Source organism: Blautia fusiformis, assembly GCF_020686995.1.
Taxonomy (GTDB): domain Bacteria; phylum Bacillota; class Clostridia; order Lachnospirales; family Lachnospiraceae; genus Blautia_A; species Blautia_A fusiformis.
In genome coordinates this window covers 63322-86383 of sequence record NZ_JAJEPT010000015.1, presented here as the reverse complement: position 1 = coordinate 86383, position 23062 = coordinate 63322, and the positions used below count along the sequence as shown (strand labels likewise).

General features: G+C 45.3%; 17 protein-coding genes. 14 read left to right on the top strand and 3 right to left on the bottom strand.

What is annotated here, in order from left to right:
• The first annotated feature begins 230 nt into the window (after positions 1-230).
• The 3 genes from LKD46_RS13040 to LKD46_RS13030 all read left to right on the top strand — a co-directional run bounded on the left by LKD46_RS13040 (position 231) and on the right by LKD46_RS13030 (position 3277).
• Complete coding sequence (locus tag LKD46_RS13040) at positions 231-1169, top strand: alpha/beta fold hydrolase (protein ID WP_110103467.1); 939 nt, start codon at positions 231-233, stop codon at positions 1167-1169.
• A 97-nt stretch (positions 1170-1266) separates the two neighbouring features.
• Complete coding sequence (gene malQ / locus LKD46_RS13035; RefSeq protein ID WP_110103455.1) at positions 1267-2811, top strand: 4-alpha-glucanotransferase; 1545 nt, start codon at positions 1267-1269, stop codon at positions 2809-2811.
• Between the two features lie 37 nt (positions 2812-2848).
• On the top strand, positions 2849-3277 hold the full coding sequence (locus tag LKD46_RS13030; protein ID WP_092071388.1) for a hypothetical protein: 429 nt from the start codon (positions 2849-2851) through the stop codon (positions 3275-3277).
• A 129-nt stretch (positions 3278-3406) separates the two neighbouring features.
• Here LKD46_RS13030 and LKD46_RS13025 read toward each other — a convergent pair whose 3' ends face one another.
• A complete protein-coding gene (locus LKD46_RS13025) occupies positions 3407-3937 on the bottom strand; it encodes a VanZ family protein (protein ID WP_059085423.1) in 531 nt (176 codons plus the stop codon).
• Positions 3938-4162: 225 nt separating this feature from the next.
• On the opposite strand from LKD46_RS13025, the gene thyA reads away from it, so the two are divergent.
• The gene (thyA, locus tag LKD46_RS13020; RefSeq protein ID WP_015524333.1) at positions 4163-5011 is read left to right on the top strand and encodes a thymidylate synthase; all 849 of its coding nucleotides are present in this window, start codon (positions 4163-4165) and stop codon (positions 5009-5011) included.
• Positions 5012-5034: 23 nt separating this feature from the next.
• On the top strand, positions 5035-5529 hold the full coding sequence (locus LKD46_RS13015) for a dihydrofolate reductase (RefSeq protein WP_227574213.1): 495 nt from the start codon (positions 5035-5037) through the stop codon (positions 5527-5529).
• 149 nt (positions 5530-5678) lie between these two features.
• Here LKD46_RS13015 and LKD46_RS13010 read toward each other — a convergent pair whose 3' ends face one another.
• Positions 5679-6704: a branched-chain amino acid aminotransferase gene (locus LKD46_RS13010; protein ID WP_118609044.1), complete on the bottom strand. Its 1026-nt coding sequence runs from the start codon at positions 6702-6704 to the stop codon at positions 5679-5681.
• A gap of 149 nt (positions 6705-6853) precedes the next feature.
• On the opposite strand from LKD46_RS13010, the gene LKD46_RS13005 reads away from it, so the two are divergent.
• The 6 genes from LKD46_RS13005 to LKD46_RS12980 all read left to right on the top strand — a co-directional run bounded on the left by LKD46_RS13005 (position 6854) and on the right by LKD46_RS12980 (position 17827).
• A complete protein-coding gene (locus LKD46_RS13005; RefSeq protein ID WP_147603475.1) occupies positions 6854-8089 on the top strand; it encodes a 5-bromo-4-chloroindolyl phosphate hydrolysis family protein in 1236 nt (411 codons plus the stop codon).
• A 71-nt stretch (positions 8090-8160) separates the two neighbouring features.
• Positions 8161-9309 (top strand): toxic anion resistance protein, encoded by a 1149-nt coding sequence (locus LKD46_RS13000; protein WP_059085427.1) that lies wholly within the window; start codon positions 8161-8163, stop codon positions 9307-9309.
• Between the two features lie 84 nt (positions 9310-9393).
• Complete coding sequence (ispG, locus tag LKD46_RS12995) at positions 9394-10458, top strand: flavodoxin-dependent (E)-4-hydroxy-3-methylbut-2-enyl-diphosphate synthase (RefSeq protein ID WP_129975633.1); 1065 nt, start codon at positions 9394-9396, stop codon at positions 10456-10458.
• Positions 10458-14951: a PolC-type DNA polymerase III gene (locus tag LKD46_RS12990; RefSeq protein WP_227574212.1), complete on the top strand. Its 4494-nt coding sequence runs from the start codon at positions 10458-10460 to the stop codon at positions 14949-14951. The genes ispG and LKD46_RS12990 overlap by 1 nt, the downstream gene beginning before the upstream one ends.
• A gap of 98 nt (positions 14952-15049) precedes the next feature.
• Entirely contained in the window at positions 15050-17008 is a 1959-nt protein-coding gene (locus tag LKD46_RS12985; protein WP_021651819.1) for a fructose-bisphosphatase class III, read from the top strand.
• A gap of 60 nt (positions 17009-17068) precedes the next feature.
• A complete protein-coding gene (locus LKD46_RS12980; RefSeq protein ID WP_049947001.1) occupies positions 17069-17827 on the top strand; it encodes a hypothetical protein in 759 nt (252 codons plus the stop codon).
• A gap of 105 nt (positions 17828-17932) precedes the next feature.
• On the opposite strand, the gene LKD46_RS12975 is transcribed toward LKD46_RS12980, so the two are convergent.
• Positions 17933-18148 carry a helix-turn-helix domain-containing protein gene (locus LKD46_RS12975; protein ID WP_015524345.1) on the bottom strand — a complete coding sequence of 72 codons (216 nt, stop codon included), beginning with the start codon at positions 18146-18148 and terminating at the stop codon, positions 17933-17935.
• A 220-nt stretch (positions 18149-18368) separates the two neighbouring features.
• Between LKD46_RS12975 and LKD46_RS12970 the strand changes: the two genes are divergently transcribed.
• The 3 genes from LKD46_RS12970 (at position 18369) to topA (ending at position 22965) form a co-directional block, all read left to right on the top strand.
• Positions 18369-19904 carry a YifB family Mg chelatase-like AAA ATPase gene (locus LKD46_RS12970; RefSeq protein ID WP_227574211.1) on the top strand — a complete coding sequence of 512 codons (1536 nt, stop codon included), beginning with the start codon at positions 18369-18371 and terminating at the stop codon, positions 19902-19904.
• Positions 19905-19929: 25 nt separating this feature from the next.
• On the top strand, positions 19930-20817 hold the full coding sequence (dprA, locus tag LKD46_RS12965) for a DNA-processing protein DprA (RefSeq protein WP_110103465.1): 888 nt from the start codon (positions 19930-19932) through the stop codon (positions 20815-20817).
• 75 nt (positions 20818-20892) lie between these two features.
• Positions 20893-22965, top strand: a complete 2073-nt coding sequence (topA, locus tag LKD46_RS12960; RefSeq protein WP_021651815.1) for a type I DNA topoisomerase — start codon at positions 20893-20895, stop codon at positions 22963-22965.
• Positions 22966-23062 lie beyond the last annotated feature (97 nt).

The window sequence follows — 23062 nt, the reverse complement described above, 5'->3', positions numbered from 1 at the left end:
TACAATAAGTCATTCTGGTTTTCGGGTGGGTGGGTCAGAGGATATCTGTTTGCATTTGCGGGCAAACAGCATCACCCTATGTTACCGTAACGATTATATCATAGGTTTACTGTTTGAGAAACCCCCTGTGTTATGATATACTGGAAGACACAGAAAAAGTGGTTGAGTACAGGTGACAAAGCGGAATGCGAATGCCCGCTTTATGCAGCAGAAAAGGTGAGGTGAAATATATGTTACGGACAATTCAGTATTCATTTCCTTCAAAAGCAGACGGATTGGAAATTTCCTGCCTGGCAGTAGTGCCGGAGTTGGAACGTAATGAGAAATACCGTGGGATTATACAGATCGTTCACGGAATGAGTGAGTACAAGGAACGCTACATTCCTTTTATGGAATATATGGCAGAGCGAAAATATATAAGTGTGATCCATGATCACCGTGGCCATGGGAAAAGCGTACGCAGTAAAGAGGATCTTGGATATATGTACGGTGGTGGGGCGGATGCCATGCTGCAGGATATCCATACGGTGAACTGCTTGATCAAGGATCATTTCCCAGGTATTCCGCTGATCCTTTTCGGACACAGCATGGGCTCTCTGGCAGTTCGTGCCTATGCAGCGCATCATGACAGCTGTATGGATATGCTGATCGTCTGCGGCTCACCCAGCTATAATGCATTTCGGCCGGTCGGAGTAGCTCTGGCAAAGGCGGGAAAGACTGTTTTCGGGCCTAAACACAGTGCGGGTCTGATCGAGATGATGTCTTTTGGAAGCTATGCAATGCACTTTAAAAAAGAAAAAAACCGTTTTTCCTGGATCTGCTCTGATCCGCAGGTTGTGCAGGATTATTCGGATTCAGAATACTGTGGATTTACCTTTACGGATGATGCATATCTGGCACTTTTTGACCTGATGAAAAGAGCCTATGATGTGAAGCACTGGAAGTGTACAAAGCCGGAAATGCCGGTGCTGTTTATTAGTGGGGCGGAGGATCCCTGCATGGGAAATGTGAGACAGTTTGCGAAGTCTGTCCGTGCCATGCGTTGTGCAGGATACCGGGATGTCCGGGGAAAATTATATCCGGGAATGCGCCACGAGATCCTGAATGAGAAAGACAGGGAAAAGGTTTATCATGATATATTTACATATATCTGCAAAAAAGGACTTTGAACGCTCTGTGACAGAGTGATATAATAAAAATCTGAGTGCTCCTGCAGACATCTGTGAGAGGGCGCAACTACTGAGAAAACAGGAGGATTCGTAAATTATGAGAGCAAGTGGGATTTTACTTCCAGTGTCCAGTCTGCCATCGAAATATGGGATCGGATGCTTTTCTGAGGAAGCATATGAGTTTGTAGACCAGCTGGCAAGAGCAGGACAGAAATACTGGCAGATTCTTCCTCTCGGACCTACCGGATATGGAGATTCACCATACCAGTCTTTTTCTACCTTTGCGGGAAATCCGTATTTTATTGATCTGGAGGCTTTTGTAAAAGAGGGATATCTGGATAAAAGTGATTGCGAGGACTGTGACTGGGGTACAAACGAGAGCTATGTGGATTATGAGAAGATTTATAATTCCAGATTTCGGCTTTTGAGAAAAGCCTTTGAAAATTATGACTGTGAGACAGATCAGGAGTACCGGAAGTTTGTAAAAGAAAATGCTGCCTGGCTGGAAGATTACAGCCTGTATATGGCAATCAAGGACAGCCTGAATGGGATCAGCTGGATCGAATGGCCTACGGAACTCAAAAACAGAGAAAAAGCTGCATTGGCTGAAAAAAGGGAGAAGTTTGCAAAAGAAGTGGGATTTTACTGTTTTCAGCAGTTCTGCTTTTTTAAACAGTGGACAGCATTGAAAGCTTATGCAAATGCTAAGGGAGTGGAGATGATCGGAGACATCCCGATCTACGTTGCGTTTGACAGTGCGGATGCCTGGGCACAGCCGGAATTGTTCCAGTTTGATAAGGAAAATATTCCGATCGGCGTTGCCGGATGCCCGCCGGATGCTTTTTCCGCCACAGGGCAGCTCTGGGGAAATCCGCTTTATGACTGGGAATATCACAAGAAAACAGGCTATGCATGGTGGACACGCCGAATGGCAAATTGTATGAAGCTTTATGATGTGGTAAGGATCGACCATTTCAGAGGCTTTGATGAGTATTATTCCATTCCGTACGGAGATAAAACTGCGGAGTTCGGTCACTGGGAAAAGGGACCGGGAATGGATCTGTTCCGTGCGCTTGAAAAGAATCTTGGAAAGCTGGATGTGATCGCAGAGGATCTTGGTCTCCTTACAGACAGTGTGATCGAGATGGTGGAAGAATCCGGATTCCCGGGAATGAAGGTATTGCAGTTTGCTTTTGACGAGAATGAGGACAGTCCGTATCTGACGCATAGATATGAAAGGAATTGCATTGTTTACACAGGTACTCATGACAATGAGACAACAAGAGGATGGTTCCGCAATCTGAGCCAGCATGACCGAAATTTTGCCAGGGCCTATATTGGCTGTGAGGGCAAGCATGAGACTGCGGCAGTGTGGAGCATGATACGTGCGGCGATGTCCAGTGTTGCAGATCGCTGCGTGATCCCGGTACAGGATTATCTCTGCCTTGGAAATGAGGCAAGGATCAATGAACCGTCAACTCTTGGTGACAACTGGAAGTGGCGTATGAAAAAAGGCCAGCTCAATGAAACAATTATTCAGAAGATTTATAAAATGACAAAGCTTTATGGAAGACTTGTAAAAGAAGAAACGGAAGAGAAGGAAAAAACAGAAGCTGACAGGGAAAAGATATCTGACAAATAGAGAAATATAAGGATATCAGAAAGGACAGAAATACATCATGGAAGAACAGAAAAGAGAAAATAAGGAAGAGCTGCAGCAGGAAACTGCTGAGGAAAAGAATTCCGGACAGGGAAATTCTTCCACAAGAAGCAGTCTTCTGTGGATCTTTGCAGGCGGTTATCTTGTGTATACAGGATATCGTCTCTGTGCCAGTGTCATAAGCGGAGCAGAAGACTCCGGTGTGGTATTTCTGGCAGCGGGAGGTATTTTTGTTGTGATCGGAGCAGTGCTTCTGATCATGGCGATCCGTAATCTTGCAAAGGCTGGCGCACAGAAACATGAGCTGGAAGAAGCTGCTGCGAAAAAAGCGGCAGAGGAAGCTTCTCAAAATCCGGAAACCGTGGCAAAGAAAAAAATGTCAATTGCGGAGCGGGCGCATCTTGCGGAAAATCTGGATGACGCACCGGAGGAGAAAGACGAAAAATAAAACTGGATGCAGGTGAGAGTAAAATGCCTGCTGAGATATGACGATTAGTAATAGCAAAAACGGAACATCATAAGGCAAAAAAATCCTTATGTATGTTCCGTTTTTTAGATCAGGCAGATCGCAAAACAGTTATCTGCGTCTTTGTGCGTTTCTGCGCTTTTTTCGAGATTTTTTTCTGCCGGGGGTATGTAAGGTAGACCAGCAGAATGCCTGTACCAGCAAAATTCCGATCATTGCTCCGCAGCTGTCGATCCCTACATCCCTTACGGAAGGTCCGCGGGCCTCTACAAAAGACTGGTGGTATTCATCCAGTCCGGCAAATCCTACACATACAAATCCGGCAAGGAGCATCAGCCAGATTCCCCGAACTCCGTATACATAGATGGGGAAGGAAATAGATATGGCCAACAGGCAGTATTCTGTCATGTGAGCAGCCTTACGGACATAAAATTCGATACCGGCAGCTTCCTGGGAAAGCTGTTCCAGGCTTTTGCCGGAAGCTAATATTTCGTTTTTGGTTTCTACGATCTGGTAGCTGATCTTGTAGCTCAGGGCACCGGAAACATCTCCGGTCTGTGCGGAAAAAGAGTAGATCACGCACATCATCAGGATCGCAGGTGCAAAAGAAAAAGGTTTTAATAATGTAATCAGTATTTTCATGGCTCTTAATATAGCACTCCCGCATGGAAAAGTCCAGAAAAATACAGAAAAAGAACAGGGAAAAGGAAAAACAGGGAGAGAAGGTTAAATGGGATAGGAGGTTAAAGGGGAAGTGGACAGTAAGGACTGAAATGTGTTAGAATATAAAATAAATTTCAGGGGCATTTTTAAGAAAAAAAGCAGCCCGGGATCGAATAGAAGAAAATTACAGGAGGAAATCAACAAATGAGTCTTGCAGATAATATATTCATTGACATGTGCAAAGATGTCATAGAAAACGGAACCAGCACAGAAGGTGAGAAGGTACGTCCTGTGTGGGAGGATGGAACTCCGGCTTATACCATCAAGAGATTTGGTGTTGTGAACCGTTATGATCTCCGGAAGGAGTTTCCGGCACTGACTTTAAGAAAAACAGCGTTAAAGAGTGCAATGGATGAGATTCTATGGATCTGGCAGCAGAAATCTAATAATATCCATGATCTTCACAGCCACATCTGGGACAGCTGGGCAGATGAGAACGGTTCCATCGGAAAAGCCTACGGCTATCAGTTAGGTGTGAAGCATCAGTATAAAGAGGGAATGATGGATCAGGTAGACAGAGTTCTTTTTGATCTTAAGAACAATCCGTACAGCAGAAGGATCATGACCAATATTTATGTACATCAGGATCTCCATGAGATGAATCTTTACCCATGTGCCTATTCCATGACTTTCAATGTAACCAAGGAACCCGGAAAAGACAAGCTGGTACTCAATGCGGTGCTGAACCAGAGATCTCAGGATATCCTGGCTGCCAACAACTGGAATGTGTGTCAGTATTCTCTTCTTCTCATGATGATCGCACAGGCCTGCGATATGGAAGCCGGAGAGCTTGTTCATGTGATCGCAGACTGCCATATTTATGATCGTCATATTCCGGTAATTAAAGAACTGATCTCCAGAAAACCGTATCCTGCACCGACAGTAAAACTGAATCCGGAGATAAAGGATTTTTATAAATTCACCACCGATGATCTGATCGTGGAGAATTATGAGACATGGCCACAGATTAAAAATATTCCCATTGCAGTATAATTGCATAAAGAAAGGAAGAAAGAATGAATATTATTGTTGCAGCAGATAAAAACTGGGGAATCGGAAGAAATAATGAACTTCTGGTAAGTATTCCGGCAGATATGAAGATGTTCCGTGAGGAAACTACAGGAAAAGTGGTTGTTATGGGAAGAAAAACACTGGAATCTTTTCCAAACGGACTTCCTCTGAAAAACAGAACCAATATTGTGATCTCCGGCAACAGGGATTATCAGGTAAAAGGTGCGGTGATCGTTCACAGCATCGAGGAAGCACTGAAGGAAGTGGAGAAATATCCGGCAGAGGATGTGTACTGTATCGGCGGAGACAGTATTTACAAACAGATGCTCCCGTACTGTGATACAGCTCATGTGACAAAAATCGATTTTGCATATGAAGCGGATGCGTATTTTCCAAACCTGGATGAGGACCCGGACTGGGAGATCACAGCGGAGAGTGAAGAACAGACATACTTTGATCTGGAATATGCGTTTGTAAAATATGAGAGAAAAGATAGATAATGTGAGCACAGATCATAAAGCAGAATGAGAATGCCCGCTTTGTACAGAAAAACAATGAAGAAATAATAAAAAAACAGACCACCGAAAAAAATACGGCGGTCTGTTTTTTTTACTTAATGAATGTTATGTATAATATCAAAATCCGGTAATTACTCGATTACGTGGATCCATCCCTTCGGTGCTTCGATACGTCCCATCTGGATACCGGTCAGTGTGTCGTACAGCTTCTGGATGACCGGACCCATTTTTTCCATTCCGCTTGGGAAGCAGATTTCTTTGCCGTGATCATTGATCTTTCCGACAGGAGAGATAACTGCAGCAGTACCGCAAAGACCACACTCTGCAAAATCTTTAACCTCATCGAAGTAGACCTCACGCTCTTCAGCTTCCAGTCCAAGGTATTCCTTTGCAACGTAGATCAGAGAACGACGTGTGATGGAAGGAAGGATGCTGTCAGACTTCGGTGTTACAACCTTGCCGTCTTTAGTAACGAAGATGAAGTTTGCTCCGCCTGTCTCCTCAACTTTTGTACGAGTCTTGGGATCAAGGTACATGTTCTCATCAAAGCCCTGTTTGTGAGCATCTACGATAGCATGAAGGCTCATTGCGTAGTTCAGGCCAGCCTTGATGTTACCGGTTCCGCAAGGTGCGGCACGGTCATAGTCGCTGACACGGATCGTGATCGGTTTGGCGCCGCCTTTAAAGTACGGACCAACCGGTGTTGTAAGGATACGGAACTGATATTCGTCAGCCGGTTTAACACCGATCACGGCGTTGGAACCAAACATGTACGGGCGAAGATAAAGTGTTGCGCCGGAACCATATGGCGGAACCCATGCAGCATTTGCCTTAACAACCTGCTCAACAGCGTCGATAAATCTTTCCTTCGGGAATACCGGCATTTCAAGTCTTGCTGCAGATGCAGCAAGACGCTCTGCGTTCAGGTCAGGACGGAAAGTAACGATATGTCCGTCTTCTGTTGTGTATGCCTTCAGACCTTCGAATACACTCTGAGAATACTGAAGCACACCAGCACACTCGTTGAGTACGATATTAGGGTCTGTGCTTAAAGTACCCTCATCCCATTTTCCATCTTTAAAATTAGACACGTATCTGTAGTCGGTTGGCATGTAAGCGAATCCGATGCTGGACCAGTCGATGTTCTTTTTTTCCATAACGATTCCTCCGTTTACAATTTTTACTTTTTACCATTGTAAAACTTTTACGTGATGACTTCAATAGTTTTTTGTTCCTTTTTTTCATTTGCTTGTAATTTTAATATGATTTCGATATAATAAAAATTATCTATGGACTGGAGGGAAAAATGGACAATCACGAATTTGAAGACCTTGGAAAAAAGATGCAGGATATTGTAGATAATGCAGTGAATTCAAACAGCTATCACGAATTAAGCCATACGATCAACCAGACAGTAAATAAGGCCATTGATTCCGGAAGCGAAGCGCTAAAAAATGCGCTGAATTCCGTGTTTGATCCGGGTGCTGATCCGGAATTCCGTAAGAAAAGCTATACATACCAGAGCCCTTATTACGGAAAAAACAGAAAAGCAAAGCAGCAGGCTGCAAGGAAACAGTCGGAACTGCTCTACGGAAAGACTACCGGTGAGAATCTCAAAGGCATGATGATGGCAGTTTCCGGTGGGATACTTTTAAGTGGCATGGGGCTTGGAGCCATGGTGCTTCTGATCTGGATGGGCATTGGACACAGCGGTGCACTTGCAGCAGGTGTGCTTGGAGTGATGTGTGCAGGCGCAGCAGGTGGCGGTGCTCTTCTTGGAGCAGGAACAAGCCGTCTCGGAAGACTGGGACGTTTCCAGAAATATATCCGTGCGCTGGGAGACCACACCTACTGTAATTTTCAGAAGCTTGCCCAGGCAGCAGGAAAGAACGAGAAATTTGTAAAAAAAGATATCAGCAGAATGATCCAGAAGGGCTGGTTTCTGGAAGGCCATGTGGATGAGCAGGGAACCTGTCTGATCACCAGTAATGAGACCTATCAGCAGTACCTGGAAACACAGAAGCAGCTGGAGCTTCGTAAACAGGAAGCAGATCCTAAGGTTCAGCTGGAGGAGAATATGAGTCCGGAAGCCCAGGAAGTCCTGAGAAAAGGAAATGAATTTCTGGTAAAGATCCGTGAGAGCAATGACGCCATTCCCGGGGAAGAAATTTCCGCAAAGATTTCCAGGATGGAAATGATCGTTCAGAAAATTTTTGAGCGTGCAGGAGAGCATCCGGAGGTGATTCCGGATCTTAAGAAAATGATGGATTACTATCTGCCCATGACTGTGAAGCTTCTGGATGCTTATGAGGATATGGATGGACAGCCTGTACAGGGCGAGAATATCACGGCTTCCAAGAAAGAAATTGAAGAAACCATTGATACACTGAATATTGCTTTTGAGAAACTTCTGGATTCCATATTCCGGGATACCGCATGGGATGTATCCACCGATATTTCTGTGCTGCATACAGTTCTGGCACAGGAGGGACTGACAGAGGATGATTTCGAAAAAATGAAACAGAATGCGGAAATGAAATAAGTACAACGAGCAGATCAGAAGCTGGAATACAGACATCTGCCGGAAGGTACAGCTGATCAAGGAGAATGCTTATGGGAGAAGAATTTAAAGACTTTGAGGTAGAAGCACCGGTGCTGACTCTGGAACCGGATCTCACGGAAGAAAAAGAAGAAATTGCAAAAAAAGAACCGGAGAAACCCCAGGAGCCTGCAGTAGAGGAACCGGTGTTATCTCCCCAGGAACAGAAAATCGTAGAAGATTTTGCAGCAAAGATCGATATTGAAAATACAAACCAGATCCTGCAGTACGGAGCCGGCACTCAGAAGAAGATGGCAGATTTTTCTGATGCAGCGCTGGTAAATGTGAAGACACAGGATCTTGGGGAGGCAGGAGAGCTTCTTGCAAATGTGGTAGGAGAATTGAAGGATTTTGATGCCACAGAGGAAAAGGGATTTTTCGGCTTTTTCAAAAAACAGACAGCGAAGGTGGAAACTCTGAAAAACCGTTACACAAAGGCCGAGGGAAATGTGACGAAGATCACGGAAGCTCTGGAGCAGCACCAGATGCGTCTGATGAAAGATTCTGCCGTGCTGGATAAAATGTATGAGCAGAACCTTGCATACTTTAAAGAACTTTCCATGTACATTCTTGCAGGTAAAAAGAAGCTTAGGGAAGTCAGAGAAGGCAAGCTCAACGAATTGCATCAGAAGGCAGCGGCAAGCGGACTTCCGGAAGATGCACAGGCTGCCAATGATCTGGAAAGCAAATGTGACCGCTTTGAGAAAAAGCTTCATGATCTGGAGCTTACCAGAACCATTTCTATGCAGACTGCACCGCAGATCCGCATGATCCAGAACAATGATACGACGATGATCGAGAAGATCCAGACAACCATTGTAAATACCATTCCTCTCTGGAAAAGCCAGATGGTGCTGGCTCTAGGAATTGCGCACTCCACAGAAGCCGCACAGGCACAACGGCAGGTTACGGATTTTACCAATGAACTTCTGAAGAAAAATGCGGAAACGCTTCACCTGGCATCTGTGGAAACTGCAAAGGAATCCCAGCGTGGTATTGTAGATATTGAAACTCTGAAAAAAACCAATCAGGAACTGATCCAGACACTGGATGATGTGATGAAGATCCAGCAGGAAGGCCGTGAAAAACGTCAGGCAGCAGAGGCAGATATGAGACGTATGGAAAACGAACTGAAAACAAAGCTGCTGGAGATCCGACGTTAGGAGTAAGAGTAAAAAGATAGTTCGGAAAGGAAAGGCAGGGCGTTTGAAGACACCTGCCTTTCAGGATTCATAAAGGAGATTTTTATGTACAGAGATCATACAAAAGTAATAAAAATTGGAAATCGTGTTATCGGAGGAGGAAATCCGATCCTTATCCAGTCCATGACCAATACGAAAACTGAAGATGTGGAAGCAACGGTTGCGCAGATCCTTTCACTGGAAAAAGCAGGCTGTGATATTATCCGCTGCGCAGTTCCTACTATGGAAGCTGCGAAGGCTTTATCCCAGATCAAAAAACAGATCCATATTCCGCTGGTTGCGGACATCCATTTTGATTATCGCCTTGCCATTGCAGCCATGGAGAACGGTGCGGACAAGATCCGTATCAATCCGGGAAATATCGGTTCCAAAGAGAGAATCCAGGCAGTTGTGGATACAGCAAAGGAACGGAATATCCCTATTCGTGTAGGAGTAAACAGCGGTTCCCTTGAAAAAGAACTGGTAGAAAAATATCACGGTGTTACAGCCGAAGGACTTGTGGAGAGTGCTCTTGATAAGGTGCACATCATTGAAGAGATGGGATATGACAATCTTGTGATCAGCATCAAATCTTCTGATGTTCTCATGTGCGCCAGAGCCCATGAACTGATCGCAGAAAAAACACAGTATCCTCTTCATGTGGGAATTACAGAAGCAGGAACTCTGTATTCGGGAAATATCAAATCAGCTATCGGACTTGGGCTCATCCTGTATCAGGGAATCGGAGATACCATCCGTGTTTCTCTGACAGGCGCGCCGCTGGAAGAAGTGAAATCAGCCAAAAGGATCCTGAAAACGCTGGGACTTCGCAAAGGAGGCGTGGAGGTTGTTTCCTGTCCGACCTGCGGAAGAACAAAAATCGATCTGATCGGCCTTGCAAACCAGGTAGAGACCATGGTACAGGATATTCCTCTTGATATCAAGGTTGCGGTTATGGGCTGTGTGGTAAACGGACCGGGAGAGGCAAAGGAAGCAGATCTCGGAATTGCAGGAGGCGATGGTGTTGGCCTTCTGATCCGGCATGGAGAGGTTGTAAAAAAAGTACCGGAAACGGATCTTCTGGATACACTTCGTCAGGAACTTCTTACCTGGAATGAGCAGGAGTCATAATGGAGAAAGATTTTTTTGATGTATTTCCGCATCTTAAAGTGAAGAAAGAGCTGGAAGAACTTCTGGACATGGTATTTGTGACAAAGGTTTCCATGAACCCCGGAAGAACTCATTTGATGGTTTATATCGAAAGCAGCCGCTGGATACACAAGAAGAATATTTTTGCGCTGGAGGATGAGATCGAACGGCAGTGCTTTCCGGGGATTCCCATGACTGTAACAGTTGTGGAAAAATTTCATCTTTCCGAGCAGTATACACCGGAGAACTTTCTGGAAAGCTACCGTTCCAGTATGGAGATGGAGTTGCGCAACTATAACATGCTGGAGTACAATCTGTTCCGAAGATCAAAAATCATTTTTACAGGAAAAGATACCTTGCGTATGGAGCTTCCGGATACGGTTATTTCCAGACAGAAAAGCGAAATACTTGTTGAATATTTTCATAAGGTTTTCTGTGAACGCTGCGGTATGGATCTGAAAGTGGAACTGGATTTTGTGGAAGTGAAAGAGAGTAAATACCGGAAAAATGCTGCACTTCAGATCAAACAGGAAGTGGAAAATGTCCTGAAGCATGCCAAACTCAGCGGGGATCAGGAAAGCGAACCGAAGCAGGAGGATACAGCCAGGGAAGAGACAAAGAAAACCTCTGGAGATAAGAGCGGCGAAAAGACAAACGAGAAGAAATCCGTTGACAAAAAACAGCAGAAGGTTCAGAAGGGGGATTTCCGCGGCAGCTTCGGATTCCGCAGGGACAGCAATCCGGATGTGGTTTACGGCAGAGATTTTGATGGAGAAACGATTCCGCTGGAGAGCATTACCGGTGAGATGGGTGAGGTTATCATCCGATGTCAGGTTATGGATGTGGAAGCTCGTGAGATCCGAAATGAGAAAACGATCCTGATTTTCCCTGTGACCGATTTTACGGACAGTATTGTTGTGAAGATGTTTCTGCGTAACGAGCAGGTTCCGGAAGTGACGGAAAGTGTAAAAAAAGGCGCATTCCTGAAGCTGAAGGGAGTTACCACCATTGACCGTTTTGACAGTGAGCTTACTATTGGAAATATTACAGGTATCAAGAAAATCGCCAATTTTACCAGCACAAGAATGGATACCAGTCCTCAGAAGCGTGTGGAGCTTCACTGTCACACCAAGATGAGCGATATGGATGGTGTCAGCGATGCAAAGGCATTGGTAAAACGTGCCTATGAGTGGGGACATAAGGCTATCGCTATCACGGATCATGGCGTGGTGCAGTCCTTCCCGGAGGCAAATCACTGCTTTGATGCCTGGGGCGGTTGTGTTCCAAAGGAGTCTGATTTTAAGGTGCTCTATGGAATGGAAGCGTATCTGGTAGACGATCTGAAGGGTATGGTCACCAATTCCAAAGGGCAGCGGCTGGATGGAGATTTTGTTGTTTTTGATATTGAGACTACGGGATTCTCAGCACTAACCTGCAGGATCATTGAGATTGGCGCGGTAAAAGTGGAAAAAGGACAGATCACAGATCGTTTTTCCACCTTTATAAACCCGGAAGTGCCCATTCCGTTCCGTATTGAGCAGCTGACAAGCATCAATGATTCCATGGTCCTGGATGCACCTGTGATAGAGGAAGTACTGCCGAAATTCCTGGAATTCTGTGAGGGCTGCGTAATGGTGGCCCATAATGCGGACTTTGATATGAGCTTTATTATTGAAAACTGTAAACGGCAGGGGATTTCGGATGATTTTACTTATGTGGATACCGTTGGTATGGCTAGATTCCTTCTTCCTGCCCTGAACCGTTTTAAACTGGACACGGTAGCCAAGGCAGTAGGTGTTTCTCTTGATCATCACCACAGAGCTGTGGATGATGCGGCATGTACCGCAGAGATTTTTGTGCGGTTTGTAAAGATGCTGGAAGAAAGAGATATTTTTGATGTGGATGAGATGAACAGGCAGGGTGCGGTTTCACCGGATACCATCCGAAAGCTGCCCACATACCATGCTATTGTTTTTGCAAGAAATGAGACCGGAAGGATCAATCTGTACAAGCTGGTAAGCCAGTCCCATTTAAAGTACTATCACAGAAGACCAAGGGTTCCCAAAAGTGTGCTGGAAAAATACAGGGAAGGCCTTCTGGTGGGAAGTGCCTGCGAGGCAGGAGAGCTTTATCAGGCACTTCTTCGCAATGCACCGGATCAGGAGATCGCCAGACTGGTAAATTTTTATGACTATCTGGAAATCCAGCCTCTTGGGAACAATGCGTTTATGCTTGCGGATGAAAAACATGATATGATCAATTCAGAGGAAGACTTAAAAGAGATAAACCGGAAGATCGTAAAACTTGGAGAACAGTTCAAAAAACCGGTGGTTGCCACCTGTGATGTGCATTTTATGGATCCTCAGGACGAGGTTTACCGACGGATCATCATGGCAGGAAACGGATTTTCTGATGCAGATAACCAGGCCCCGCTTTATCTTCGTACAACGGAGGAAATGCTGGAGGAATTTTCCTATCTGGGAAGTGAAAAGGCGGAAGAGGTGGTGATCACCAATACCAATAAGATCGCGGATATGATCGAGAAGATATCACCGATTCATCCGGATAAATTTCCACCGGTCATTGAGAACTCCGAGCAGGATCTTAAGAATATCTGTTTCACGAAGGCCCACGAAATGTATGGAGATCCGTTGCCGAAGATCGTGGAGGACCGCCTGGACAGGGAGCTGAATTCTATTATCTCCAATGGTTATGCGGTAATGTATATCATTGCACAGAAGCTTGTGTGGAAGTCCAATGAGGACGGCTATCTGGTTGGATCCCGTGGTTCTGTAGGTTCTTCTCTGGCAGCGACCATGTCCGGTATCACGGAGGTAAACCCTCTGCCGCCTCATTATCTCTGTCCGAATCCGGACTGTAAATACAGTGATTTTGATTCCCCTGAGGTGAAAAAATACGCGGGTATGGCAGGATGTGATATGCCGGATAAGATCTGTCCGAAATGCGGTGCCAGGATGAACAAGGAAGGCTTTGATATTCCTTTTGAGACATTCCTTGGTTTTAAAGGTGATAAGGAGCCGGATATCGACCTGAACTTTTCCGGTGAATATCAGGCCAATGCCCACCGGTATACGGAGGTTATCTTCGGAAAAGGGCAGACCTTTAAGGCGGGAACCATTGGTACCCTTGCGGAAAAAACCGCATTTGGTTATGTGAAGAACTATTATGAGGAACGGGGGCAGCACAAGCGTTACTGTGAGATCAACCGTATCGTGAAGGGCTGTACCGGTGTCCGCCGTACCACTGGCCAGCATCCGGGAGGTATCATCGTACTGCCTATGGGTGAGGAGATTGAGAAATTTACACCTGTGCAGCACCCGGCCAATGATGTGAACAGTGATATCATCACCACACATTTTGATTACCATTCCATTGACGGAAATCTTCTGAAGCTTGATATACTTGGACACGATGATCCGACCATGATCCGTATGCTGGAGGATCTGACCGGCATCAGTGCAAGAACAGTTCCGCTGGACCAGAGAGATGTCATGTCCCTGTTTGCGGGAACGCAGGCTCTGGGGATCAGTCCGGAGGATATCGGCGGCTGCAGGCTGGGATGCCTCGGGATCCCGGAGTTTGGTACAGACTTTGCCATGCAGATGTTGATCGATACCAAGCCGAAATATTTTTCCGACCTGGTACGTATTGCTGGACTTTCCCACGGCACGGATGTATGGCTTGGAAATGCCCAGGTATTGATCCAGAATGGTACAGCTACCATTTCCACAGCAATCTGTACGCGAGATGATATTATGATCTATCTCATCGGAAAAGGAGTGGAAAGTGGTCTGGCGTTTACCATCATGGAGAGTGTCCGTAAGGGAAAGGGTCTTCGTGAGGAATGGATCCAGACTATGAAAGAGCATGATGTTCCGGACTGGTATATCTGGTCCTGTAAGCTGATCAAGTACATGTTCCCGAAAGCCCATGCGGCAGCCTATGTTATGATGGCGTATCGTATCGCCTGGTATAAAGTGTTTCATCCACTGGCTTATTATGCAGCATTTTTCAGTATCCGTGCCACTTCCTTTTCCTATGAACTGATGTGCATGGGAAAAGAACGTCTGGAATATTATATGGCGGAGATCCGGAAAAAAGGTGATGAGGCATCCAAGAAGGAACAGGATACACTGAAGGATATGAGGATCGTACAGGAAATGTACGCCAGAGGTTTTGATTTTGTGCCGATCGATCTTTATAAGGCAAAGGCACACCGGTTCCAGATCATCGGAGATAAACTGATGCCTGCTCTGGATACCATAGAGGGTCTTGGAGATAAGGCAGCAGAGGCAGTTGTGGATGCTGCCGCAAAAGGCAGATTCCTTTCCAAGGATGATTTCCGTGATCGTACCAAGGTCAGCAAGACCGTTATCGATCTGATGGATGATATGGATCTTTTTGGAGATATCCCGCAGTCCAATCAGATGTCACTGTTTGATTTTACGGGTTGATATATGATACCGGAAGGGCTTACAATAAATAAAAAATACTGCCGTTTATCCTGAAGGCTGATCTGGCAGTGAGAACTCCCAGGAGGATACCAGATACTATGAAAAAAGAAGAATTAAGATACCTGCAGCGACTTGCGGAGCTATATCCTACTATAGCAAAGGCTTCAACAGAGATCATCAATCTGCAGTCTATATTAAACCTTCCGAAAGGTACCGAGCATTTCATGTCGGACATTCATGGAGAATACGATGCGTTTTCCCATGTTCTTCGGAATGGATCAGGGGCTGTACGAAAAAAGATCGATGATGTATTCGGACATACCTTAAGCAACAGCGACAAACGTTCTCTTGCCACACTGATCTATTATCCGAAGGAAAAGATGGAGGTTGTAAAAAAACAGGAAGAAGACATGGAGAACTGGTACAAGATCACACTTTATCGTCTGATCGAAGTATGCAAGACAACGGCATCCAAATATACCCGTTCCAAGGTCCGTAAGGCACTTCCTGCAGACTATGCATATGTGATCGAGGAGCTGATCACAGAGAAAGCGGAAGTTCTGGACAAAGAAGCATATTACGATGCCATCGTCAATACGATCATTGAGATCGGCCGGGCAGAGAATTTTATCATTGCCCTGGCAGAACTGATCCAGCGTCTTGTTGTGGATCATCTTCATGTGCTGGGAGATATTTATGACAGAGGTCCGGGCCCGCATTTCATCATGGATCGTTTGATGAAATATCATTCGCTGGATATCCAGTGGGGAAATCATGATGTGGTCTGGATGGGAGCTGCTACAGGACAGAAAGCCTGCATTGCAACGGTGATCCGGAACAGCATCCGTTACCGAAATATGGATATTCTTGAGGATGGATATGGGATCAATCTCATGCCCCTGGCAACCTTTGCAATGGAGGCTTATAAGGATGATCCATGTACTGCTTTTGAGATGAAGGGAGATGCCAATAACTATAGTATTCTGGAAGAAGAGCTTGGACGGAAAATGCACAAGGCTATTGCCATTATCCAGTTTAAGCTGGAGGGGCAGCTGATCCGCCGGCACAAAGAATTCCATATGGAAAATCGTTGTTTGCTTCATAGGATCGATCCGAAAAAGGGAATGATCACACTTCCGGACGGAAAAGAATATCCGCTGACCGATACATATTTTCCTACTATTGACTGGAAAAAGCCATATGAACTTACTACAGAGGAAAAGGATGTAATGGAACGCTTGGATTCCGCGTTCCGAAACTGCGAGAAACTGCAGAATCATGTCCGGCTTCTTCTGGACAAGGGAGGCCTTTATAAAACTTATAATGGAAATCTTCTGTTCCATGGAAGTATTCCGCTTAATGAGGATGGAAGTCTGAAAGAAGTCCAGATTTATGGAAAAACCTACAAAGGAAAAGAATTGTACGATGTTCTTGAGACTTATGTGCGCCGGGCGTTTTTCTCTGTAAATGAGGATGAAAAGCGTAAAGGCAGAGATATTATGTGGTATATCTGGGCAGCTCCGAATTCACCGCTGTTCGGAAAAGACAAGATGACCACCTTTGAGCGTTATTTTATTAAAGATAAGGAAACACATAAAGAAACTAAAAATGCCTACTATCATCTTCTGGAAAATGAGGATGTTGTAGATGATCTGCTCCGTGAATTCGAACTGGATCCGGAAAAAGGTCACATCATCAACGGGCATGTGCCGGTTCACCAGAGTGAGGGAGAGAGTCCTGTAAAATGCAATGGCAAAGTTCTTGTGATCGACGGCGGTTTTTCCAGACCATATCAGAAGGTTACGGGGATTGCCGGTTATACACTGGTTTATAATTCCTACGGGCTGATCCTGTCTGCTCATGAGCCTTTTACTTCTGCGGAAGAAGCGGTAGCCAAGGAGCAGGATATTGTTTCCAACAGGGTGGCAGTTCACTACAATAACAAACGTACTCTGGTCGGTGATACCGATACCGGAACTGCTCTGAAGGAAAGGATCAGTGAGCTGATCCAGCTTCTGGAAGTTTACAGAAAAGGTATCATCAAAGAGAAAAAATAAGCAGAATTGAGAAATACAAGAAGGGTTTCCTGTATGCTATAGTAAACAGAGGTAATGCAGATGAGAAAAAACAAAAGAAGAAAAAAACGGCTGAGAGCAGTTCTGATCCTGTTGATCATTCTGTTTATTCTGGCAGGACTGGGAGGGATGCTGTATGTTTCCCACAGGGATAAAGTGGAAAAAGAACAACGAAGAGAGGCCGCATTGGCTGCATTGGACAGTATTCCGGAGGTGACAGCAACTCCGGCAGCAACAGCAACACCGGTTCCGACAGCGACGCCGACACCGTCATTGACACCGGTCCCGACAATCCTTCCGGCATTTGAACCGGAAAATTATCAGGGAATCTGGTACAGCGAAGACGGGCTGACAACGATCGATATTTATGATATCAGTCTGAAATCTGTTTCCTTTACCTATAAGAGAGTGAATGGAAAAGATCCTTCCATGACCGCAGAAGCAGATGTGACTGCAGAGGTAGCAGGAAATGCCACACAGTTCCGTTTTAAGGATTCCGAAGGGAATAAGGCAAAAGGAGAGTTTGTTTTCGATAAAAGTGGTGAGCTTTATGTGAAGGTAAAAACATATGAACGGGGAGATGGATCTCTGACCTATCCGAAAACAGAGTCTATTATGACCCGGCAGGAGCCATCCCTGGAAGTATCCGAAAATTCCGAAGAAGATGCTTCCTATAATGAAAGCAACGAAAGTTCCTATGAACAGGAATCCTACAGCGAAAGCAGTGAAGATTCTTCTGATGAAAATACAGAAGAATATGAGATTCCCTACGGAGAAGAAGAAACCTATTATACAGAATGATCAAAAAAAATAAAACACGGTAAAATAAAGAATCCCCGGATTTTGGCAATCAGGGAATCCCGATACAGGAATTCCCGAAACTGTTCCACATTTCCGGGGATCTCTTTATTTGATCATTTTTTTGCGGTCTGTGCGGCCGACGAGATAATCGATGCTGGTGTCGTAATAATTTGCCAGCCGGATAAGCATTTCGATAGGAATATTACGGGATCCCGTTTCATAATGGGAATAAGAACGCTGACTGATATGAAGAATCTCACTTAATTCTCTCTGGGACAGATCCGCGTCTGTACGTAAATCCTGAATACGCTGAAATTTCATTGTGCTCACCTCTTCTTTCTATTGAAAGTATAAAACAGAACGAAATGCACCCTTGCAAAAGAGAGCAAAATGGACTATACTAAATTTATTATCTTCTAAAATTCAGAAAATGTCTATCTGAAAATTCCCTTGTTTTTAACCAATGCGGATTTCGAATATCCGCCTGACCTGAAAAGACGAAAAGATGGAAGATCGGGATCCGTTTTTTTCGCAGAAAGGAATGTATTTGTTTGCGAGTGTTTTATCAGCAGCGATCTACGGAATGGAAGTACGTGAGATCCAGGTTGAGGCAGATGTCAGTGATGGTCTGCCTTCTTTTGCTATGGTAGGATTTCCCTCTGCCCAGGTGAGAGAGGCCCAGGAAAGAGTCCGGACTGCATTTAAGAACAACCGGCTTTGTCTGCCACCAAAAAAAGTAACTGTAAATTTTGCACCTGCCGATATGAAAAAGGAAGGAGCCGGTTTTGATCTGCCTGTGGCGGCTGCAGTACTTGCGGCTGCCGGAATTCTGGAACCGGATCTTCTGGAAGGAGTTATGATCGTAGGAGAGATCAGTCTGAATGGAGAGATCCATGGGGTTGCCGGAGTTTTGCCTCGGGTGATCCGCGCAAGAGAGCTGGGCTTACGCTTTTGCGTTATTCCGGAGGAAAATATCCGGGAGGGGAATCTGGTGAAGGATATGCCGGTGTTTGGAGTAAAAAGTCTGAATGACATGATCCGGTGTCTGAGAGACCCAATCACTTATACAGCTGCGTATCAGGAAAAAGAAAAAATAGAAAACAAACCGGAAATACCAAAGGTTGATTTTGCGGACATCTGCGGGCAGGAAGGAGCCAGGCGGGCGGCAGAGATCGCAGTGAGCGGTTTTCATAATATTCTTTTTATCGGACCGCCAGGATCCGGAAAGACCATGCTGGCAAGACGTCTGCCTACCATTATGCCGGAGATGACATTTGAGGAAAGCCTGGAGATCACCAAGGTATACAGTGTGGCAGGACTTCTCACGGAAAAAGATCCGCTGATCCGGCAGAGGCCTTTTCGAAGTCCGCATCATACCAGTTCCCCTCAGGCTTTGGCAGGTGGCGGCAGGATACCGGGGCCGGGGGAGATCACTCTTGCACACAGAGGTGTTCTTTTTCTGGATGAGATGCCAGAATTTTCCAGAAAAAGCCTGGAGATCCTGCGTCAGCCGCTGGAAGATAAGGAGATCCATCTGTCCAGAGCTGCCGGAACCTATGTTTTTCCGGCCAGTTTTATGCTGGCGGCAGCGATGAATCCCTGTCCCTGCGGATTTTACCCGGATATGAACAGATGTCGTTGTAAGTCAGGGGAGATCACGCATTATCTTGGAAAGATCAGCCAGCCTCTCCTGGAGCGTATTGATATATGCACAGAAGTTCCGGCAGTGAGTTTTTCAAAAATGAAAAAGAAAATTGCAGGGGAATCCTCTGCGCAAATAAGAAAGAGGGTGGAAGCAGTACAGGAGATCCAGAGAGAACGTTACAAAAAGGAAAAATTTTGCTTCAATGGGGAGCTTGACGGAAGAAAACTGGAAAAATACTGTGTAATGACGGGAGGGGCAGACAAACTTCTGGAGCAGGCATATGAGCAGTTTCAATTCAGTACCAGAGCATATCATAAGATCCTGAAAACGGCCAGGACCATCGCGGATATGGAATCTTCCGAAAAGATAAAGGAAGAACATATCTGCGAGGCGTTGGCTTACCGGGCATATGACAAGAAATACTGGTCATAAAACAGAAAAAAGGAAGGTATTTTATATGGAAGAAATACAGCAAACAAGGATCCGGTGTGCCCGGAAGGACAGTAGTGTTTATCCGGCAAGACTTAAGGAACTTCCCGGTATGCCAAAACAATTATATTACATTGGAAGCTTTCCGGATGATGCCAAACCTACAGCGGCAATCGTGGGAGCAAGGCTGTGCAGTCCTTACGGACGGATACAGGCCTTTAATTACGGAAAATTCTTAAGCGAACATGGTGTACAGGTGATCAGCGGTATGGCGGCCGGCATTGATGCTGAGGGCCACAAGGGGGCTCTGGAAGGTGGTACCCCGACCTTTGCCGTGCTGGGAAATGGTGTGGACATCTGTTATCCTTCATCCAGCAGAGGTATTTACCGGAGGATCCCCGAAAAAAACGGAGGAATCATCAGCGAATATGAACCAGGTACCAAAGGCAGGGCATATTATTTTCCGGCAAGGAACCGGATCATCAGCGGACTGGCAGATCTGGTGCTTGTGGTGGAAGCAAAAGAAAAGAGCGGATCACTGATCACAGCTGCCTGTGCACTGGAACAGGGGAAGATGGTATACGCCATTCCAGGAGCGGTAAATGATGCGCTGAGCAGAGGCTGTCACAAGCTGATCTACGACGGAGCAGGAATTGCATACTCTCCGGAAATACTTCTGGATGAGTGGGGATTATCTGTGAAAAAAAAGACAAATTTGTCTGAAAAAAGCAAGTTGGGACTTGCAACGGATTTGGATTTGGTGTATAGTTGTCTCGATTTACGACCAAAAAATCTGGATCATATTATCAGAAAAACCGGTTTTTCACCGGGAAAAACAGCCGGGATCCTGGGACAGCTTATTTTGATGGGGCTTGTGAAGGAAACCGGGAGACAGTATTATATCAGACTTGAATAAATGCTTTTATGCCCGGAGATTTAGCAGGAGTTTTTAAGCCGGACAGGAAGGCAGAATGAGATTAGGAGAGGTAAAATGGCCAAAAATCTGGTGATAGTAGAGTCACCTGCTAAAATGAAGACAGTAAAGAAATTTCTGGGGGCAAATTATACAGTAGAAGCGTCCAACGGTCATGTGAGGGATTTTCCCAAGAGCCAGTTTGGTATTGACGTGGACAATGATTTTGAACCGAAGTATATTACAATACGGGGAAAGGGTGAGCTTCTTGCAAAACTTCGTAAAGAAGCAAAAAAAGCAGATAAGATCTATCTTGCAACTGACCCTGACCGTGAGGGAGAAGCAATTTCCTGGCATCTGATGCAGGCTTTGAAGACAGATACTGCAAAGATGCACAGGATTACATTTAATGAAGTAACAAAAACAGCAGTTAAGGCGTCCATCAAGCAGGCCAGGGAACTGGACATGAATCTGGTAGATGCACAGCAGGCCAGGCGTATGCTGGATCGTATGGTAGGTTATACCATCAGTCCGCTGCTCTGGGCCAAGGTAAAAAGAGGCTTAAGTGCAGGCCGTGTACAGTCTGTGGCACTGCGTATCATCTGTGACAGAGAAGATGAGATCAATGCATTCATTCCTGAAGAATACTGGAGCCTGGAGGGTGAATTTCAGGTAAAGGGTGAGAAGAAACCGTTGACAGCCAAGTTCTATGGAACAGATAAAAAACTTCCGATCAGAAACCGTCAGGAAATGGATGAGATTCTGAAAAGTCTGGAAGACTGTAAATATGAGATCACAGAAGTAAAAAAGGGTGAGAGGATCAAAAACGCTCCCCTTCCGTTTACCACAAGTACTCTGCAGCAGGAAGCTGCCAAGACACTGAATTTTTCTACGCAGAAGACTATGCGCCTGGCACAGCAGTTATATGAAGGTGTGGATGTAAAAGGCAGTGGTACGGTAGGTCTGATCTCCTATCTGCGTACAGATTCCACTCGAATTTCAGAGGAAGCAGATGCAGCAGCAAGAACTTATATTTCTGAGCAGTATGGTTTGGATTATGTTTCTCAGACAGAGAAGGCGATCAAAAACGGACAGAAGATACAGGATGCTCATGAGGCGATCCGTCCTACAGATATTGCGAGGACACCAGTTCTGGTGAAGGAATCCCTGACCAGGGATCAGTTCCGTTTATATCAGCTGATCTGGAGACGTTTTGCGGCGAGTAGAATGGCACCGGCACGTTATGAGACCACGTCTGTCAAGATCGGAGCAGGTGAGTATGTGTTCACGGTTGCAGCATCCAAGGTTGCCTTTGATGGCTTTATGTCTGTGTACACAGAAGAGGGCGATGACAAAAAGGGTAATGTTTTAAGTCAAAGTCTGGAAAAGGGTATGGAGCTGAAGCTGAAAGAACTGAAGCCGGAGCAGCATTTTACACAGCCGCCGGCACATTACACAGAGGCTTCACTTGTAAAGACTATGGAAGAGCTTGGAATTGGACGTCCAAGTACGTATGCGCCGACCATCACAACGATCATCAGCAGACGCTATGTATCCAAGGAACAGAAAAATCTTTACGTCACAGAGCTTGGAGAGGTTGTTAATAATATTATGAAACAGGCTTTTCCAAGTATTGTGGATGTAAACTTTACAGCAACTATGGAGGGGCTTCTGGACTGCGTGGAAGCAGGTACCGTACAGTGGAAAACGGTTGTACGTAACTTCTATCCGGATCTGAAGCATGATGTGGATGAGGCTGAGAAAGAGCTTGAGAAAGTTGATATACAGGATGAGGTTACGGATGTGATCTGCGACAACTGTGGCCGCAACATGGTGATCAAGTACGGTCCTCATGGAAGATTTCTTGCATGCCCCGGATTTCCGGACTGCCGTAATACAAAACCATATTATGAGAAGATCGGTGTTGCATGTCCGAAGTGCGGCGGCGAAATTGTCATGAAAAAAACGAAAAAAGGCAGAAAATATTACGGATGTGAGAATAATCCGGAATGTGATTTTATGTCCTGGCAGAAACCTTCTGCAAAGAAATGTCCGAAATGTGGTAATTATATGCTCGAAAAGGGAAATAAGCTGGTTTGCAGCCAGGAAACCTGCGGATATGTGGAACAAAAACCAAAAGATGAAGATTGATTGAATAAATGCTTTTCTATTAATTTTCAGAAAATCCCGTTAAAAATAAAAAAAATATAAAAATGTCTTGTAAATTTCCAGAATAACGTGTAATATT

What these genes read in the sequence shown, in the direction of transcription:
- LKD46_RS13040 (WP_110103467.1), top strand. Translation starts at nt 231, where the DNA reads ATGTTACGGACAATTCAGTATTCATTTCCTTCAAAAGCAGACGGATTG.
- malQ (WP_110103455.1), top strand. Translation starts at nt 1,267, where the DNA reads ATGAGAGCAAGTGGGATTTTACTTCCAGTGTCCAGTCTGCCATCGAAA.
- LKD46_RS13030 (WP_092071388.1), top strand. Translation starts at nt 2,849, where the DNA reads ATGGAAGAACAGAAAAGAGAAAATAAGGAAGAGCTGCAGCAGGAAACT.
- LKD46_RS13025 (WP_059085423.1), bottom strand. Translation starts at nt 3,937, where the DNA reads ATGAAAATACTGATTACATTATTAAAACCTTTTTCTTTTGCACCTGCG.
- thyA (WP_015524333.1), top strand. Translation starts at nt 4,163, where the DNA reads ATGAGTCTTGCAGATAATATATTCATTGACATGTGCAAAGATGTCATA.
- LKD46_RS13015 (WP_227574213.1), top strand. Translation starts at nt 5,035, where the DNA reads ATGAATATTATTGTTGCAGCAGATAAAAACTGGGGAATCGGAAGAAAT.
- LKD46_RS13010 (WP_118609044.1), bottom strand. Translation starts at nt 6,704, where the DNA reads ATGGAAAAAAAGAACATCGACTGGTCCAGCATCGGATTCGCTTACATG.
- LKD46_RS13005 (WP_147603475.1), top strand. Translation starts at nt 6,854, where the DNA reads ATGGACAATCACGAATTTGAAGACCTTGGAAAAAAGATGCAGGATATT.
- LKD46_RS13000 (WP_059085427.1), top strand. Translation starts at nt 8,161, where the DNA reads ATGGGAGAAGAATTTAAAGACTTTGAGGTAGAAGCACCGGTGCTGACT.
- ispG (WP_129975633.1), top strand. Translation starts at nt 9,394, where the DNA reads ATGTACAGAGATCATACAAAAGTAATAAAAATTGGAAATCGTGTTATC.
- LKD46_RS12990 (WP_227574212.1), top strand. Translation starts at nt 10,458, where the DNA reads ATGGAGAAAGATTTTTTTGATGTATTTCCGCATCTTAAAGTGAAGAAA.
- LKD46_RS12985 (WP_021651819.1), top strand. Translation starts at nt 15,050, where the DNA reads ATGAAAAAAGAAGAATTAAGATACCTGCAGCGACTTGCGGAGCTATAT.
- LKD46_RS12980 (WP_049947001.1), top strand. Translation starts at nt 17,069, where the DNA reads ATGAGAAAAAACAAAAGAAGAAAAAAACGGCTGAGAGCAGTTCTGATC.
- LKD46_RS12975 (WP_015524345.1), bottom strand. Translation starts at nt 18,148, where the DNA reads ATGAAATTTCAGCGTATTCAGGATTTACGTACAGACGCGGATCTGTCC.
- LKD46_RS12970 (WP_227574211.1), top strand. Translation starts at nt 18,369, where the DNA reads ATGTATTTGTTTGCGAGTGTTTTATCAGCAGCGATCTACGGAATGGAA.
- dprA (WP_110103465.1), top strand. Translation starts at nt 19,930, where the DNA reads ATGGAAGAAATACAGCAAACAAGGATCCGGTGTGCCCGGAAGGACAGT.
- topA (WP_021651815.1), top strand. Translation starts at nt 20,893, where the DNA reads ATGGCCAAAAATCTGGTGATAGTAGAGTCACCTGCTAAAATGAAGACA.